The sequence below is a fragment of the Parabacteroides sp. AF27-14 genome (assembly GCF_003635425.1).
Classification (GTDB): Bacteria; Bacteroidota; Bacteroidia; order Bacteroidales; family Tannerellaceae; genus Parabacteroides; species Parabacteroides distasonis.
This window is the reverse complement of record NZ_QTLZ01000003.1, coordinates 67,208-85,788: the sequence shown is the minus strand read 5'-3', so window position 1 is coordinate 85,788 and position 18,581 is coordinate 67,208. Positions and strand designations below refer to the sequence as shown.

Genomic DNA, 18,581 nt, shown 5'->3' with positions numbered 1-18,581 from the left:
TCAAAGCGCTATTTTATAAGTGATGTTATTGATTCGAACCATGTAAATACCGGAAGGCAAAGCCAAGCGGGTATCGCCGGGGGCGATAGAGGCGGCGTAGACGGTACGTCCGTCGGAGCGTACCACGGTAAGCGCGGCGGCCTCCCCGGAATAGACATGCAGCGCACCGTCGGCGGCCCAGATACGGACAGCGGCGGTAGCGGTAGCGATCTCGTTGGCGGTCACCACGGAGCCATCGCACACACCCACGCTACGAACCAGCGAGCGGGTGACGGCATTGGCGGTGATGTATGCCTCGAAAGGCTTCAGCACATAATCCGCCTCCTGAAGGTCGAAGCGGGTACCCTCGGCATTGAGCACGTAGATACCACGGAGCGTAAGGTTGGCGAGATTCGGGTTCGTCCGGAAGAGGAACACGCCGTTCTCGAGGGCATCGCCGGAAGCGACCGTAGCCGTAGCCGGTATCTCGATCGGCGCGTCGGAGGCTGTTTGGCTAAAGGTTACCCGAGTCAAGGCTGCGTCGGCGGCCAACAGATAGGGGCTACCGGCGGTGAGATCGACCCTTTTCCCGTAAAGGACAGAGACCTCTTCCCAACCTTGGGCAACGGCCTCCTTAGCGGTGTAGCCGGTGGCGGCATAAAGGATTAGCCCACTACCATATTCCGCAGAGGCTGTCAATTCGATAGGGCTACCGAAGGTCGTCCATTTGTTATTCAGCGAACGGTTGGTTTTGAAAGTCTTGGACACCTTCAGCGCATTCGTTGTCACGACCTGCGCACCCTCCTCCAATGTCAACTCAAAGACGGACGCATTCTCGCTATCGACGGTAAGCACGCCATCGGATTTAACGATGACACTCTGTGACAGGCCGGCCTCGGAGAGATTCTGATTGCCGGAGATCTCGACCTCTTTCCAATCACTCACCTCCGTAAAGGTCGTTACCCTACCATCCGCCTCGGGAGCAGGGAAGCGATCGATTGCCGTGCCTTCGCTATCGAGGCCTTTCTGCGGGATAAACGTACTAGCTTTCATCTCCCAGAGCTTATACTCCTCGCCCGCCGTAACGGTAGTGGCTAAGGTCTTGTTGTAGCGTTTTACTTCGATGGGCTGGGATGAGCGAGGCAGAAACCTTATCGTAGCGCCAGCATCTCCCGCCTCATCCGTGAACAGACATTCCATCCAAGCATTGGTAAGGGTACCGGTGTTATGGATAGCGGTGTGGGCACAATGGAAAGTGGTATAGCCATTTACCGGATCAAGCACGCTGAAGGTGCCAGAGTTATCGAGGCAGTAATGCATATCGGACGAGCTGCTGTTTTCAATGCGGAAGCTGCTGCCCGACAGCCTCAAGGTGCCTTTATTGATCAAGGTAGAGGCACCGGACGAGCCGAGGATCGAACCGGTCTGCGCAATTGTCAGATCACAACCTTCGTTGACGGTCAAGGCAGCACCGTCGGTCGGGCGTATCGTTACGTAATTCAACGTCAGCGTCGGGTTGCCGGTAGCGGTGGCGACGATGAGCTTGTTGGCGGAAGGGCCTGGGGGTGACGATATTTTGCCGTTGAAACGGGTCTCCGTTCCGGCTCCCTTTTTATAACTCCATTTGTTGTTGGAGTAGAAGAGCATGAAGGTCATCGTATCGCTAGAAGACAAGGGCAGTGACAACAAGGACCTCAGATAGGAGGCAGACGACAAGCCGGACTGGCCGGGGATAATAGTACTCGCGTAAGCTGTAGGCAGACCGTCAGCGCCATAGCCGGCAATAGCTTTCAGTTGCGGGAGCAGGCCGTTCTCGGCGGTACCGATGGCGGTGAAGGCTTGTGTATTTTCGGGGCCTGCCCAAGCGGCGATCTCGGCGGCGACATCATCGAGGTAAGTGTCGGCACCGTTTGCCTTATCGCTACCTATGTTATCGGTAGGGACTGGCGTATTATCTCCTATCGTCAGTTGGATCATGGTGCTGGCGTAGTTGTCGAGAAGGGTAACTTTATTAGTAGGTGAATCAGATCCGAGAATCCGACCGGCCTGTTTATCCGACGTATTTCCTAAGGCTTTCACGCCGGCGGTAGTTAAGGCGAGGCAATTCTTTATCATTATATTAATGTTTCCAGCAAAAGCTTGCCCCACAATACCACCTGCGGCAGCTATCCGGCTGTCGCTGTTTGATCCTGCAGAAACAGCGCCTGTGGCAAAACAAGATTCAATCGTCGTTTTCTCAGATAGTCCGGCAATGCCGCCGGAATAAGCATTAGCAGCGGAAGATTTAGCGATTATCCACCCTGTCGAATAGCAGTGCGATATGCTACAATTACCGCTACTATAGGCTCCGATACCGCCCGCATACGCGGCATCGCTAGAACCAGAACCGGTAGCAGTAACACGGATATCCTCCGTATTGAAGCAGGAAACGATAGAAGAGCCATTATTAGTCGCTACGATTCCACCACCACGACCCATCTTTCCGGTCATAGTGACAGCTCCCCTGTTTGAACAAGCGCTAATCACCGAACCTTCAGAGTAACCGGCAATTCCACCGAGAGACCCAGAATTGCCGGTCACAGAAAAACTAACCTTGCATTGATTATGGCAATTGATGATTTTTCCATTCTTTACATAACCTGCCACGCAGCCAAGATAGTAAGCGGTATCTTGAGCATTAGCAATAGTTGTCAAATTAATATTGTCAGATCCTGCCATCGTCAGATTCCGCACGGTCGCTCCATACAGATAACCGAAAAGGCCGATATAGTAAAACGAGGCCGAGGAGATCGTCATTCCGGTAATCGTATGGCCGCCACCATCGAAGGTGCCTTGAAAGTAGTAACGTGCATCGAAGCCTTTATAAGTCCCTATCGGTATCCAATTAGCCTCGAAGCCGCTCGCCACGCCTTGGGCAGGTTTCGCCAGCGAGATATCGTCCGCAAGCGTAACCGTACAGTCCTTGAAGCCCTCGGAGGCGGGATAGGAATCGGTATAGGTTTTATCGGCATCGGCGATTGTCTTCCCGTTATTCGTCACCCAAGCGATCCACGCGAGGCCGCAGGCGGTCTTGACGGTGTAGGTAGTGCCGGAGACGGCGACATCGGTGCCAGTCGGGCCGACATTGGCTAATTTGGCGTACTCGGGCCAGTCGGCGGGGAGAGTCGTCATGCCTGAGAAGGAGACTAATTTATCTTCCGTTGCCGTAAAGACGGTTGTTCCTTTCGAATCCATCAGTTGTTCGTTGCCCAGCCAAAGGGTGTAGCCGGTGTTCTTTGTGACGTTGATGGCGAAACCCTTCTTTTTACCGTCGGTGGTGAATTGGATAACGGGATCGAACGATTGGCCGCTGGCGTCTTTCACCTCGAGCGTCTGGCCACTCGTTGGGGCGGTGGCGAACTGCCATTGGAGGAAGGGGGATTTCACTCTAGAGCTTCCATAAATTGCGTCTCCACCTTTATCTTCCGAAGAAACCGTTACTTTCGCGTCTTCGGTAGCCGAGAAAGCACCCCAATTGTCTAGAAACACAGCAACAGCTTCCGCCGTGACAGTTATCTTGCCTTTGATGGTGGTATTTATAGCAGAACTAGTAGAGTACAGATATATTCCATATGATCCAGTTCCTTCCGCGGCGATATTCAATCCGGCGGTGCCACCATCCAGAAGCAGGATGCATCCTTGGTAGTTATTAATCACATCCTTTTTCGCTTTCAGGTTACTGGCAGAGTTGCCTGTCGCTTGGATACAGAACGGTTTACTGCCCTCCAGATAAAATAATGAGCCGTCGGCAGTAGTGGAGGTCAGGTTTAGCCCATCCAATTTTAGGATCGGGTAGCTGTCAAGATTATTCGCGTCGGCTATCGCTTTCTCGCTTTTGATATTGATCGCGCCCTGCTGCCAGTTTGCGTTCGTGCCCGTCAGCGTACCGGAGAACTCGGTGTCGGTGCCATTAGTCCCGATCTTGTAAAACCAAGCGTAATCGGTCGAGCCGGCGGTTTTCGGTTTATAGGTGAGGGTTAGTTTATCAGTAATACTAGTACTAGCCACGTCAAGCGGCTGTGGCTGCGCTTGCGCTCCTGCCATTGCCGGCCCCCATAGGGCCAGCGTCAGGATACAGAACATCCGCACGGCGGCCCGGAGGGAGAGCCGCGCGGATATCTTTCTAGAAAGATAAAATTCGTTCATATGGATTCGATTTTAAGTGTTTGACAATTTGCTAGGCTCAGATCTCGTCCGGGCTCTCGCTATCGCCGCCGGGGTTCTCGGGGTCGGGCGCAGGGTCGGGTGTGGGATAAGGCTTGTCGTCGGACTTGGAGGGGCTGGTGGGGCCTCCCTTGGCGGCGATGAGGTTCTTATACTTGCGGAAGATCTGGTTCACGGTGTCGATGAAGGCGTTGATGGCCTCGGTAGGCTCAAGTACGGCGTAGGCGTTGACACGCTGGATGATGAGGTCGAGGGTCTCGTCGGTCGCCTTGCGGGCCTTGGTGGTATCGGTCTTCACACGGGCGGAGTACTCGTCGGTGCGGGTGATGTCGAGAGCCTTGTAGGCATCGTTCAAGGTTTTCAACTGGGCCACGTAGGTGTCGAGGTGGAGGGTCTTGAGGGCTTCCGATACGTCAGCCTTGGCGAGGTCGAGCAGCAGGCCGTCGATCAGGGCGGTCTCCTCGGCGTAGGCCTTGGCGTAGATCTTGTCGTAGGCCCGCAGCACGCTGTCTACCAGCAGGGCGGGGGTACGCAGGGTCTCGTCGGGGCATACCTTATAGGAGCCGTTCATGGAGTAGATGAACTGGAGGGTCTTGTCACGCTCCTTGTCTTTCGCCTCCAGCTGGGCGGTGGAGGCGCTCTTGGTGACGCGGTTCACGCACTCCGCCTCCCGGTCGATGCATTCCTTGTAACCCGGGGCGAGGGCCTCCAGATGGAGGGCGGCCACGGTCGTATCCAAGATACGGGCGTAGATCTCGTTGTTCATGTTCATGTGGCCGGCGTTGGTCAACGCGGTCTTCGATACCGATCCGATTTGTTTCGCTAAACTCATACTGTTTGTTGTTTTTTCGTTAATACTTTCCTCTTGTCCGCAGACGTAAGGTTTCCTACAAATGCAGGATAATCCCTTTGATAATCATATATTTTTCTATCAAACAATGCCTACGGGTGTCGAAATCTCTCCCGAGACATCGGAAAGGACCGCTATGGTCGTAAGGATCGCTCCGGACGCCTCGGGAGAGGCCACTACGACCATAGGGATCACTCCAGAGGCTTCGGGAGGGGCCGTTACGGTCGTGGGGATCGTTCCGGAGGCCTCGAGAGGGATGGCTACGGTCGTAGGGATCGTTTCCGAGGTATTTCGCTAGTCCGTCGCTTTCGTAAACCGGATCGGCCAGTCCAACGGCTTGGTGGTGTAGACCGGGAAGATCCATTGCTCATGGTTGGTGGCTTTGTTGCGGCCGAACCAACTGTCTCCCTCGTTCAAGTCGTTCTCTTGGTCCACCCCGAAGCGGTACGGCGGGTTCTCGCTCTTCAATTTATACTCCTTGCTTCCCCAATAGGCCGGGAATTGCTCGTCGATGGAGTAAGGAAGCGTCATGTCGGTACCGGGCGAGGTGGCGATCACGTAGTATAGGTCATCGCTCTTCCCCTTGCGGGCGATGCCCACGCCGGAGACCGGTTCCTTATGGCTGTCGTCGGGCGAGAACTTCAAGCAAACGTAATGGTTATCGATCGCGTCCCACATCATTCCCGATTCGGCGTCCTGCCCCCGCGGTTCGAAGCCGTGCTTGCGGGCGTCGTCCTCCTTCATGAAGCGCATGTGGTAGATGGGGCGGCACTCGTCCTTGAAGTCGAGGGCTACCCACCAGAGCTGGTCGGCGTTATCCCCCACGTCGAGGTACTCGTGGGCCGAGGTATCGAGCATCTTGCCGATCCGCGAGTCGTTCGGTCCCTTGGTATTCAGCACCAGCGGGCTGTAGATGCGCTCCTTGCCGTCCGGCCCGGTGAAGACACGTTGTCCGGCGGGATCCCCGTGATTGTCCTTCCCGGTACGCATCATGAAGTCGGCCAGGATCAGCTGCGGTTTCTTGGCCAGCTTCGAACGCGCCTCCACGTAGGGGTCCAGATATTTCTTCAGCGCGTCTTGCCGCGCGTAGTTCTTCGTCAGGTAATACAGGGGGACCAGGAAGCAACGGGTGGTATCGCCCCTCGGGCCGTAGCTTACGAGGTGGAGGTTGCTGTTCTCGTCGGCGATGGACTTGTCCCAGCTCTCGAAGTCCACGGAGGCGTTGCCGCCGGTGATGATCATGATGCTCTCCTCGGACATATGCTCGTTCAGCTCCGACTTCGTATAGCCGCCCCCGGCGCCGATCTTGCCGCCGTGGGTACCCATCACGCGGTAGTAGGTCTGGAGCCAGTTCTCGTTCTCTCCCGCCGGCGACGACGACTTGGCGGAAAGCTCCGCCTCGGCGGCGAACACCGTCTCGTCGTAATAGAGGTTCTCCTTCCGGCTGTAGATATAGGTATAGCTCCCGCCGAAGACACCGCCCACCAGCACGTGGGTGCCGTAGGTGTCGTATAGATCGTAGATGCCCTTCTGTGTGTTGCCGTATCGCTTGTAGAGGTCGCTATTGGTTTCGTTCAGCAAGCGCGAGGCGGTCGTGGTGAGGAACGGCAGGAAGACGTCGGGATCGCTGGCAGAGGTATAGATGGCGGTGGCCATATGCAGCTCCACCATCGGCTTGACATGCACGTCCACGTGATACTCGAAGCGGTTGGACGAGGTCTGGTTATGCTGGAACCGCTGGTCGAAGGAGCCGGAGAAGAGTTTCGACCTCGTAGGCGTAGGAGCGCCTTGGTTCGTGAAGCCGAGGCTGCTCACCGAGATGCCGAGCTCCTGCCACATGTTGTCCACCATCTCCTCGTAGTCCACGCCGGAGCGTTCCCGTCCCCACGACTCGGCGTGGGGGGTCTTCACGAAAGCCTCCGTGCCGTACATCAGGTCGAAATCTAGGAAAGGCTCGCTAGGGGCGGCGAAGATATCGCCCGCCGTGTTCACCGTCTTGCCCACGTTGTGCATATAGCTCGGGGCGTTATCCGACGCTGAGCTTTCCAGCTTGGGTTGCGACACGAGGAAGAGCGTGTCCGTCGCCGCCTCCCCCGACTTGCTGGCGATCCCCCGCAGGGCGATCTTCTCGAGGAAAGGCTTACGCTCCACCTCCTTCTTGAGGTTGAGCACGAGGAAGCGGCTCTCGGCCCCCTGCCTCATCTCCCAATCGAAATACTTGCCGCTGAACTCGAAGTCGCGGATACGATCATCGTGCACCGGGATGGCGATCTCGCCCTCCCACGGATGGATGATGAACAGCCGGTTGCCGTCCGACTCGTCGGAGAGGTTGAACTCCGCCACACGCTGGGGGACGTACACTTCCGTGTCGTCGTCGGAACATCCCGTGAGGAAGGCCGACACCACCAGCGTCAAAATACCGAAAAATAAAGATTCTCTTCTCATACTGATTCTTCTTAGATAAAGGTGTATACTCTATATTATAATGTAGGGAGTTCGCCTCCCCATGACCCTATTCGATCGCCCGTACCCATTCGTCCATGCCCTTGGCGGCCTCCGGCGGCATCTTCTGTTTCAGCCGGTAGCGGGTGGTGTGCAAGCTTCCGATGGAGATAGACATCTTGTCGGCGATCTCCCGGTTGCTCAGGTTCATCTTGATCAGCATGCAAAGCGTTTCCTCCGCCGGCGTGATCCCCGGCACCCGCTCCCTAAGCGTCGGCAGGAAACCCGGATACGATGCCCGGAACGATCGGTGGAACGATCCGTTCCCTTTTCGCTCCGGATCGGCGGGAAGGCACGAGGCCAGCAGGTGCTCCTTCCGTATCGGGCACTCGGCGGCGTGACGCTCCAAGTGTTCCGACAGTACGTCGAACCGCTCGTCGATCCGCCGGCGCAGATGCTTCCATGCGAACACCCAGCAGCCCCCGCAGAGGAGGAGCGCCAGCATCCCGCACATCATCAAAATCCGTAAGTATGACCCTTCCATTACTACTTCGTTTTTGTTTCTCAAAGGAAACCATTCCTATCCTTATACGACGAATTCTTTTTTGAGCAATCCGCTCAACAAGTCCTCAACAACGGCCTTATCCGCACGAAATGCGATCATCAATTTAATTGACACGCCGCTCGGGGCACCGGTGGTACGGACAAGTCAAAGGTACGCCGCCGGGCCTTCGGACGGATAAAAAACCAATAGATGATTCAATCGATTTATCCCCCGGGACACGCTATTTTCCATGAAAAACGGCGTATATTCGCGATAAACCATAAAATCCTACGCAGATGAGAGACATCACGCATTTCCTGCTAGCCACCCTCCTCTCGCTAGCCACCCTCGCTTGCCGGCACGACACGCCTCCCGCGGACGGCTCCCTCTCCCGGCAGCTTCCGCCCGATACCAAGGAGATACTCCGGCAGCTCAACGACCGCGACAACCGGGAGGAGGCCTTGCGCCTCGCCGACAGCCTCGCCGCTCTTCCCCCTTCCGACGACCCGTGGCTAGAGATCCGTATCGCCCAAGCGGTAGCCAACACGCTCTATAAATTCCGCCGCGACCCTTCGGATGCGATCCGTGTGCAAGAAAGGGCCCTCGCCGTCTATCGCCTCCACCCCGATGCCGCCGACGATCCGGCCGACCTGCTCTCTACCCTCGGCCATTATTACCGCCGCAAGGGAATGCGGGAAAAAGAGGTGGAAGTCATACAGGAAGCCATGGACTGGTGCGTAGCCCACCCCGAGAAGCTCAACCGGGGTTTCGTCTACACCTTCGCCGACCTCTCCTCCACCTATAGCGACCTCGGATTGTACGACAAGGCTATGGAGGCCATCTCACGCTCCATCGACTACTCCCTCCAGTTGGATAGTTTTACCATCAGCGACCTCTACCGGATGAAAGCCGGGATATTCTGGGAGCTGGAACAGCACGACTCTACCTTATATTACGCACGGCAGGCCTTAAAGAGAGGGGAGGAGCTGAAAGAGAACGCCTATGTCCTCGCCGCCAAAAACATACTTTACAATTATTACTACGAATATGTGCCCGACTCTATCCCTGCCGCCCTCGAAGGGTACAAGGAATTGATAGAAGAGGAAGAAGCGATCTCCGCGGGGTATCAAGATCTTTTCAAATTCATGCTGGGGGCCTGCCTCGTACGCGACGGAAAGCCGGAAAAAGGCTTCCCCCTGATGGAAGAGGCCTACGCTCTCTACAAGAAATACGAGGCGAACGATATGATGGATTGGACCGGACGGCATTTGCTCAACCTTTACGCCCAACAAAAGAAGGGAGACAAGATGGCTGAGATCTACCCGGAATACAAGGAGATACACGACTCGTTGCAACTGGCGGAGAAACAGCGGTACGCCATTGGTGCCAACGTACGCTACGAGACCGGACGGAAGGAGCAGGAGAATCGGGCCTTATCCGCCGAAGTGGCCTTGAAGGAACGTTCGCTCGTTTATACGCGCGTCATCCTGATCCTAGCCATTTGCCTGCTGACCGGGATCATTGTCTACGCACTCCAACGTCGCCGGCTTCACCAACGTGAGCGGGAGATCCAGCGTCAACGGCTGGATAATCTCCTCGCTACCCAACAAGAACTGAACCGCCGCAATGAGCGACTGAGCGCCGAGCTGGAGCAAGCCGCCCATAACGAGGTGATCGACAGCGTACGCCAGAAGCTCAACCCCTCCTTGCTGAGCGGCGAGGACGAGTTGCGGTTCCGCCAATCCTTCGCTGCCCTGTACCCTCGCTTCCTGCCCGGCTTGCGTAAGGACTTCCCGGAACTGACCAAATCCGACGAACTGCTCTGCATGCTGATCTACCTGAAGCAGAGCACGGACGAGATCTCGTTGGCCTTGGGCATCTCCCGTCCCAGCGTCAACTCCGGACGCAGCCGTATCCGCAAGAAACTTGGATTGCAGAAAGAGGAATCCTTGGACGAATTCCTGCAAAAAAGATAATCCCTCCTTTCCGGCGGCTGCCACCCGAAGGTGGCATGCTCGCCGGAAAGGAGGGGATCAAGGGCGGATCAAGTACGAACCGCTACGCATAGCCGATAAAGGCCGCTTATAAAGTTGTCAGATAATTTTTCAGCGGATTGGAGTACATCTCTAAGATCTTCTTACGTAAGAACGCCTCATCCTTGTTCGGAAGGACGATCTTATCCAATTGTCCTTGCAAGTATTCCTCGAATTGCTTCTTATCCTTCGGACCATAATGTTCTTGGAAACGACGAGTGCCGTTCAGTAAGTCATACGCCACGTAATTGCACGGATAGAAACGATAGTTCTTATAGATCTCCCGGTCGATAACGGACGCGATAGCGCTTACCAGCTCATTCTTCTCCATATCCTTGTCCAGTTTAGCCAAGGAATCATTGATCGGGGAAGTAATCGTAAAGTGGACACGACCCTTATTGTTCAAGATACCCGTTTCCATGCTCAATAGATCATCCCGCTGGCATTTCACGAAATCCGGATCATCCCGCTTCATCTGAAATTCTTTCGCCTTCAAAAAATCGCAAGGATCAAACTCGTAGGAGATAGCGACCGGCACGATATTCAAATCCATCAAATTCAACAACAGATTGTCCTTATCACCGCCGATACTCAACATTTTTAATACGCTGCCCTGCGTACGATCGTCCGAATCCTTGGCACGTCCCTCACGCTGGGCGATCCATACAGACTCGTTCACATTCTTGATCGCATGATGGATATAGGCGGAAAGCGTCTTGCTGACCTCCAACATCTGACGAACAGAAACGCCACGCTTCACAATAAAACTATTGTTCAAGCGTACCAATGTCTCGATCCACGGACGGATTAAAAGATTGTCGCCGATAGCGACCTGCGTCATACCATACCCCACATCATATAACATGACATTCAAGAAGGAGGCATCCAATACGATATCCCTATGGTTCGAGATAAACGTACAGGCCGCCTTATCTTTCGGCAGACGGCTACGCCCTGAGATAGTAAGCGAGAAAGTAGTATTTTTCGCCACCGTCATTACAGCGTCATAGGCCAGAGTAGATTTAAACTCCTCCTTCGTCTTGCAAGCACGCATGGCAACTGAGAATTCCTCCCAATTCAAATTCGGCTTTATGTAACGTAAAGCCCGCTCGAAATCCTCATTGGCGACCAATTTTTCAATCGCGTCCTTCACCTCACTGTTGTTCAGCGGACGGATGTCGTCGAAATTAGGGGAAACTGTTTCTGTATCCATATCTATTCATTTTGTTTTTCTGTTTTTGAGTTCGTCTTCAATAATGTCTGTCATGACATCCTTTATATCCAATCCCGCCGCACGTACTTGCTGTGGGATAAAGCTGGTAGCCGTCATTCCCGGTGTCGTGTTTATTTCCAGTAAGACAGGCTCCCCGTCTGCCGGAATAATATAATCCACACGAATCAGTCCTTTGGCGCCCAATATATCGTAGATCCTTGATGTCTTGCGCTGTATCAACTCCGTCAACTCGGCGGAGATACGGGCCGGAGTGATCTCGTCCACCTGCCCGTTATACTTTGCGTCGAAATCGAAGAATTCGTTATCCGTAACCACCTCGGTCAAAGGAAAGACAACCTCTTTACCCTCCACCTTATAGCAACCGCATGTCACTTCCGTTCCATCGATAAAGCTCTCGAGAATCACCTCACGTCCTTCCCCAAACGCCTTAGCGATAGCGGGCTGGATAGCGGAGAGCTCTTTCACCTTCGTCACGCCGAAACTACTACCCCCATCGTTTGGTTTCACGAAAATAGGCAAACCCAAACGAGTCACGACTTCTTCGTCCGTAATAGTCTCTCCCTTGAACAAATGAATGGATGCGGCAATTTTTACACCAAAGTCTTTCAAGTAATGATTGCATACGTATTTATTGAATGTCAAAGCGCTCACCAGCATCCCGCAAGACGAGTAAGGCATACCGATCATATCGAAATATCCTTGCAAACGTCCGTCCTCGCCCGGAGTACCGTGTATCGTTATATAAGCGAAGTCAAAATGCCTCGTCACGCTATTCTCCTTGAAGCTAAAATCATTCTTATCAATTGGTGTATGTTCCCCGCTAGGAAGTATAACCGCCCACTCATCCCTCTTAACGATGGCAATATATAAATTATATTTGTCTTTATCAATAAAAGAGTAGATTCCGTCCGCACTTTTTAATGAAATAACGATCTCGGAGGAATCTCCCCCTGCTACGATAGCGATGTTCTTTTTCATTTTTATAGTTCTTTAGTGTTCGCGTATACACGCCATCTGTCGATCAGCTGCTGCATATCGGAAGGAATCTCGGAATCGAAAAACATCTCCTCTCCCGTAGTAGGATGAACGAACCCCAACGTCTTAGCATGCAAGGCCTGACGTGGACAAATAGCGAAACAGTTTTGCACGAACTGTTTATATTTAGTAAAAGTTGTTCCTTTCAAGATATCATGTCCGCCATACCGCTCATCGTTGAAAAGCGTATGACCGATATATTTCATATGTACACGGATCTGGTGCGTGCGCCCCGTCTCCAGACGACACTCCACCAAGCTCACGTAGCCCAAACGTTCCAACACGGTGTAATGGGTGACGGCAGTCTTGCCTTGATCGCCTTCCGGGAAGACGGTCATTTGCATACGGTCACGAGGATCACGACCTATATTTCCCTCGATACGCCCCTCATCCTCTTGAACGATGCCCCATACCAAGGCACGGTATTTACGTTTGGTTGTCTTGTTGAAGAACTGCAGGCTTAGGTTACTCTTGGCCTCCGGGCGTTTAGCCACCACCAATAAGCCCGACGTATCCTTATCGATACGGTGTACCAAGCCTAAACGAGGATCGGAAGGATCATAATAGGGATCATCCTTCAAATAATAAGCCAAGGCATTCACCAACGTACCGGTATAATTACCATGACCGGGATGTACGACCAAGCCTGCCGGCTTATTCACCACCAGCAAATCATCGTCCTCATATACTATATTCAAAGGGATATCTTCGGGGATAATCTCCAGTTCCCGGCGTGGGCGATCCATCACGATAGAAACCACATCCAAAGGTTTCACCCGGTAATTACTTTTCACCGGCTTATCGTTCACCAAGATACAACCCGCCTCAGCCGCCAATTGGATGCGGTTACGGGTAGCGCCCATCATACGGTCTACCAAGAACTTATCTACCCGGAGCAGGGATTGCCCCTTGTCCGCTACGAAGCGGAAATGCTCATACATCTGGCTCGACGATGTTTCGTCTTCTTCCGGCATCAACAGGTCGTCTACCTGTTCATCATCCATATCGTCCAAAAACTCGTCCATTCCCTTAAAACCAGTTTTCTATATCACTATCCAATGGTTCTACCGGAATACTATCCAAAGCCAATGAGTCGGGAAGCATATTCGGATCGCCACTGCTTACTTTCAATACCAGATGAGCGGTCAACGGTACATGTTCCCCCTTGAGCAAGGTGCGCCCGTTTAACTCCACCCCCATCGCCAAATCTTTATAATCGCCCGGCACATACTCTATCTCGACCGACGAGAAGCCACGGGCCCGCAGCAAGGCATACGCCTGACGGAAAGATAAGTCTTCCACCTCCGGTATCACGGCCATCTGGGAGGTCAACGCGTTAATCGTAACAAAGACGATCCGCCCCTCTTTCACCTTCGATCCGACACCGGGAACCAACTCCACGATGGAGCCCGGAGCCACATCTTTCGAGAATACGGAATCGATCACGTTATAGCGTAGCTTATTATTCCCGAAAAACTCGGCGGCGTCCTCTAGCTTCATTCCTTTCACGTCCGGAACGACCACCGCTTGATTATGGCGGGTATAAGAATCCAGCCACGCCAGCACGCCATAAACAACGCCGCACGACACGACTATCACCAACAAGAGATTGATGACAAACGGATTCTTTATCAGTTTTACAAAAAAGTTACTCATTTCACGTATGTATTTGTAGGCGGTTCAAAAGTAGAAAAAAAACGGCATATAGACCAATATCCACCAGAGCAATACTACAAAAACAAAGAAAGTAAAGGCTTTTTAGGAAAAAACCTCTACTTTCTTTATAAATCTTTAGAACGTGACTAATTATCCGTTGTATTCGTCAGATACCGTTAATTTAGCTCTGCCTTTAGCACGACGAGAAGCTAATACTCTACGGCCATTAGCGGTAGCCATTCTTGAACGGAAGCCATGCTTGTTCTTTCTTTTTCTGTTGGAAGGTTGGAATGTTCTTTTCATCTTTCTATATTATTTATTATTATTCGCATACTTATTCGGGCTGCAAAGATAGAGCCTTTTTTTTAATAAACAAAGGGTTGCGCAATTTTTTACGCAAGAACCTTTGATATCAGACCAAAGCAAGTTAACTGCATGGGGCAAGTAAGTTAACGTCATCGGCAAATGAAGAAAGCGATGCCGCCCATCTCCTTACGGAATGAATGGCATCGATAAAGCACGAATGCTATATGAGGTAAAGGGCCGGGGAGGAGGTGCAGCCTACGTGTAAAACAAATTCAATCCATTGTGTGCTGCACGCTCCCCGCATCCGTCATTCACATGATGGATGGGAACCCATTATTATTATCTCATATTCACAAATACATAATTACTGGTACTACTTTTCGCCAAATCAGATACAGACATTTCCGCAGTATACGTACTTCCCCTATATGTGTGTGTAAACGTTATTTCATCATCTGCATACACGGATACTTTATCCAATATTATTTTAGAGCTATTATTAGTTCTAATTGCTGCTCCTCCACCACTTGATATGGAATAAGTGATCGTTACATTACTTCCCACATTGCTTCCATTTCTTCGACATTGCAAATAGAAAGTTTTCGTCTCTTTAACTTTTTCAGGTCTAGTATAACTCAAATCAGAAACAGGATTGAATAAATCAGCCTTTAAAATAACATCATCTTCATCATCATTTGCTGTATTTGTTTTAAATTGAATAACCTTCTCTTCAGGACTAAATATCTGATCCGTATAGACGTAGTACCAATCGCTCGCTCCGGTCGTTTCCAAACGAACACCGGGTTCTACCGCATACAGTTTTTTAGTATATATCTTATATTCAATGGGGAATAAGGATTCATCAATATCTTCCGGTATCGAGAATTTCAGATAAGCATCTTTTTGCTGACCTGCAGCAATTTCATTTGTGCCTGTTCCATTCTTCACGTTTTCAAATCTCGGATTAATAAAGTCATAAGGGGGACGTAAGACCAATTTAATCTTACGCTGCAAATTACCTCCTACCACGTAGAAATACGCTATTTTCTCACCGGAGCCAGGAGCCGGCTTTATATTGGCTGTAATCGTTATCGTCTGATTGCCAGAAGGTATCCAAGAAGGATAACTTAAGTTACCATCTACGACATCCGACATTCCCTCATCCGGAACCACGCTCAATTGCCCTGCTCCCGCATATGTCGCAGTCATCGACAATGTGTTAGAAGCCCCCGTAAAAACGAATGTCGTCTTTGTAACATTCAAGGCCTCGCCATCATAAGTTATATTCGGATACTTTTCCATAATAGCCGAGGCCGTGATATTATTATCCGCTATCACATTTTCATCTATAACCTCAGCCCACGTAGCTCCTTTTCTGGAAACGCTCTTGACCGTTATATTAAAGGCATAATTACGAACGACATCATAAACACGAGTTACCTTATCATTCTCATCCTTTACGGCAAGATCAATCTTATAATATGTATAGGTATCGTTACCAGCAAATTGCGCCTTAATAATAACAAAAGTCGCTTTCTTATCTTGGTTGTAATGTTCAAAAGTATACACAGATTCACCCGACTTCGCATATTTACTAGCATCTGGCTCATTCTGGGGCGCATAAAAATCTTGATTTGGAATATTCAACTTTCCCGCATCTTTATAACCGATAGATGCCAACTGTGATTCATTATAAATGAGATAAGAAACATTTTTCAATTTCACAGCTGCCTCCGATGAGAGATTCAGCGTTATTTTGGCCCAGTTTCGTAGTAGTTCAACATTGTTGTTACCAGCATCTTCTAGATTATTGCTTATATTTTTCGCAGGAATTTCACTAAAAGTTCTCTTTCCCCAAAAGATTTGCTTATCTGTCGCTAACGAGGCCATTCCGCTTTCTTGGGAAGGGGTTAACGTTCCGTCATTGGCGACAAAATGGATGGTACGGGTTTCTTTTGAGATAGTAGCCGTATATCCATTGCCAGAAACCTCTGCCTTTACGACTGGAGATATAAACTCTCCGTTCTCCTTAAACGTATATAGATATAAGGACTCAACGCCTTTCTCCACATCCCCGGTCGCTTTCGTAATCTCAAGAGCATTCGGAGCATCTACAGAGAATGAAAGAGAAACCATTGATCCATCTGTCGGCTGAATTTCTATTTGTTCTATTTCCTCTGTCGCACATGAAGCGAGCAACAGCAATACAGAAAATAGAGTATATAATCTTTTTATCATAATTAGAGTTATATTAAATTAGTATATATCATAAACACAGCGAGCTCCACCATTACCGCTAAGTACTGTATTTGCATTACTAGCGCTATTAGATGTATTTTTCCCAAAATCATAATACCAAGGCTTTCTTGCTCCCCAATATTGACTACTTTGATTAAACAAATAATCGATTGCAGGAGAAGCTTCTTGTATTACATCCATAAATTTAAGTTCTGCTAATGTCGGCATTCTCCATTTGCCGGGAGGATAAGTCGCGCTCTTCCCTGTCTTCTTCGGATCTAAAGTCTCCCAATATGTAAGACATCTATCATGTGCCATTTGCCATGTATACGTACCTGCCGAAACTGCCGCATACCTTGATGCCGCAATAAAACGAGGAGAGATCATATTATTAGAAAGTTCATCATTCTTTGTCTCCACTTTTCCATTTACGATATGAGAAGGATCACCAATAATCCAATCTCCTGCAGCAATAGTTGTAATTGTAAATAAATTAGGATTTTTAGAATAGTCTGCACTTGAATCATGATTACCACCTTCTGATTTTTGTCCTGTCAGATATTGAGGCGGATACTGATCCACTGCAATTCCTAATACTTTCAAACCCTCTGCATTATGAACTCCAAAAACAAATTGCTTTGGGAAATAATTCTCTGGTAATTTACTCGTAATTTTGATATATCCACTCTTTCCTAAATCTCCTATTATAGACGGATACTGCTTATCTCTATTATCATAGTATCCTGTACCTTTAGTAATAACATTTCCTTTTAACTCATACTTTTCATAAGTCGCATAAGATGGTTGATCAATCGTAATATTCGAGCTAGAAGCAAACTCAATCTTATACTCACTGATATTCGCCATCACCACTTTAGTCTCCCTCACGAACAAATACTTCAAATCTGCAATAACCACATCCACGACAAACTTTTCCACGCCTTCCCACGGTGTTGTAGATACCGTAAAGTTGATTCGTTGCGTCTTCATGGATATTTTACCTGTAAGCTCATATCTATTACCATGTATGATACCATTTGTCGTACATCCTTCAAGCTCTTTTGTCGGATTAAAATCCTCATATTTATATGAACGGTCTTTTTCTTCCTCGATTATATCCCCTTTTGTTACGTTTTGAATGGTCATATCCTCATTAAAAGTTGTCGTAACTTGTATCTTTTGTAAATCACCCGTCACATATATAGACAATGGGCTTGTTGTCGTATTCAACTTCTCATAGGTATAGAAAGGTAGTGCAACCCCGTTTTGCAAGGTAAGCACTTTACCTGTAGAGAGAGCATTATCATATCGGTTATTTCGATCAAGCAAAAGCAAATCTGATTTCTGATTAATATTATTGACCGTAAGTTTAGTTACGGAATAGAACCATTGGTTGGTTACTTTTGTATTACTTGTCCCAGAAATAGTCTCCGGCTCTTCATCTACCGTAAACTTCATATCGATGCGTGCCGCTAATTGCGTCATCGGAACACGTATACTTGTCACAGTCGTATTCAGCTCATACGAAGGCAACTCTCCAACCTTTACTAAATTTGAAGCATCAAAAGTCCCACCAGAAACTGTTTCCGACAAACCTTTCAAGTTCTCATAAGTAGTCGTTTTCAATGCGGCCAACTCGTTATAATGCGTTGAATTCGCAATCACTACGATACGAACCTTACCTGTCTTTGCTTGTATATTATCAATTTTATAAGCAATCAATGTTTTTCCATCAATCGTTACGGTAGAATTGGAAATTCCCCCGTCAAACGCTACAGACTTGTACTCCAAGCACTCACCCACAGTTCCATTCGCCTCATTGAATATAGCGACCACAACATTATTCACTTTTACCTCATCCTCCGTCGAATATGTATACCCTTCAGCGATATCCCCTCCAGCTTTCGTCATCGCTGTCACTTCTCCCAAAGTAAGAGTCATAGAGAATGAGATATCCCGCCCGTCCTCATTTCCTCGCTGAACTTCTTCTTCCGAGTTACAGCTCGTGAAAAGCAGTCCGACAAACAGCACTGATAATATATTCCTTATTTTCATAATCTT

General features: G+C 49.9%; 13 protein-coding genes. 2 read left to right on the top strand and 11 right to left on the bottom strand.

Features of this window, described 5'->3' with window-relative positions:
* The gene (locus DWY79_RS04335) at positions 1-4,164 is read right to left on the bottom strand and encodes a hypothetical protein (protein ID WP_122368917.1); all 4,164 of its coding nucleotides are present in this window, start codon (positions 4,162-4,164) and stop codon (positions 1-3) included.
* 37 nt (positions 4,165-4,201) lie between these two features.
* The gene (locus DWY79_RS04330; protein ID WP_122368916.1) at positions 4,202-5,014 is read right to left on the bottom strand and encodes a DUF6261 family protein; all 813 of its coding nucleotides are present in this window, start codon (positions 5,012-5,014) and stop codon (positions 4,202-4,204) included.
* A 106-nt stretch (positions 5,015-5,120) separates the two neighbouring features.
* Between DWY79_RS04330 and DWY79_RS04325 the strand changes: the two genes are divergently transcribed.
* On the top strand, positions 5,121-5,330 hold the full coding sequence (locus DWY79_RS04325; RefSeq protein ID WP_048927890.1) for a hypothetical protein: 210 nt from the start codon (positions 5,121-5,123) through the stop codon (positions 5,328-5,330).
* Here DWY79_RS04325 and DWY79_RS04320 read toward each other — a convergent pair.
* Both DWY79_RS04320 and DWY79_RS04315 read right to left on the bottom strand, forming a co-directional pair.
* Positions 5,327-7,477 carry an MAC/perforin domain-containing protein gene (locus DWY79_RS04320; RefSeq protein ID WP_122368915.1) on the bottom strand — a complete coding sequence of 717 codons (2,151 nt, stop codon included), beginning with the start codon at positions 7,475-7,477 and terminating at the stop codon, positions 5,327-5,329. The genes DWY79_RS04325 and DWY79_RS04320 overlap by 4 nt on opposite strands.
* Before the next feature lie 67 nt (positions 7,478-7,544).
* Positions 7,545-8,018, bottom strand: coding sequence for a helix-turn-helix transcriptional regulator (locus DWY79_RS04315; protein WP_005866615.1), 474 nt, complete (start codon positions 8,016-8,018; stop codon positions 7,545-7,547).
* Positions 8,019-8,314: 296 nt separating this feature from the next.
* Here DWY79_RS04315 and DWY79_RS04310 point away from each other — a divergent pair, with 296 nt between their 5' ends.
* Positions 8,315-9,994: a membrane protein gene (locus tag DWY79_RS04310; protein ID WP_048927888.1), complete on the top strand. Its 1,680-nt coding sequence runs from the start codon at positions 8,315-8,317 to the stop codon at positions 9,992-9,994.
* Positions 9,995-10,100: 106 nt separating this feature from the next.
* On the opposite strand, the gene DWY79_RS04305 is transcribed toward DWY79_RS04310, so the two are convergent.
* From DWY79_RS04305 to DWY79_RS04275, 7 genes are all read right to left on the bottom strand, one after another.
* Positions 10,101-11,264, bottom strand: a complete 1,164-nt coding sequence (locus DWY79_RS04305) for a 1-acyl-sn-glycerol-3-phosphate acyltransferase (protein ID WP_005866611.1) — start codon at positions 11,262-11,264, stop codon at positions 10,101-10,103.
* Positions 11,265-11,270: 6 nt separating this feature from the next.
* Positions 11,271-12,263 (bottom strand): D-alanine--D-alanine ligase, encoded by a 993-nt coding sequence (locus DWY79_RS04300; RefSeq protein WP_122368914.1) that lies wholly within the window; start codon positions 12,261-12,263, stop codon positions 11,271-11,273.
* A 2-nt stretch (positions 12,264-12,265) separates the two neighbouring features.
* On the bottom strand, positions 12,266-13,345 hold the full coding sequence (locus DWY79_RS04295; protein WP_005861030.1) for an RluA family pseudouridine synthase: 1,080 nt from the start codon (positions 13,343-13,345) through the stop codon (positions 12,266-12,268).
* Positions 13,346-13,349: 4 nt separating this feature from the next.
* Positions 13,350-13,976: a PASTA domain-containing protein gene (locus tag DWY79_RS04290; RefSeq protein ID WP_005861027.1), complete on the bottom strand. Its 627-nt coding sequence runs from the start codon at positions 13,974-13,976 to the stop codon at positions 13,350-13,352.
* Between the two features lie 150 nt (positions 13,977-14,126).
* The gene (gene rpmH, locus DWY79_RS04285; protein ID WP_005633099.1) at positions 14,127-14,279 is read right to left on the bottom strand and encodes a 50S ribosomal protein L34; all 153 of its coding nucleotides are present in this window, start codon (positions 14,277-14,279) and stop codon (positions 14,127-14,129) included.
* Positions 14,280-14,621: 342 nt separating this feature from the next.
* Complete coding sequence (locus DWY79_RS04280) at positions 14,622-16,520, bottom strand: hypothetical protein (protein WP_122368913.1); 1,899 nt, start codon at positions 16,518-16,520, stop codon at positions 14,622-14,624.
* Between the two features lie 18 nt (positions 16,521-16,538).
* Positions 16,539-18,575, bottom strand: coding sequence for a fimbrial protein (locus tag DWY79_RS04275; RefSeq protein WP_122368912.1), 2,037 nt, complete (start codon positions 18,573-18,575; stop codon positions 16,539-16,541).
* Positions 18,576-18,581 lie beyond the last annotated feature (6 nt).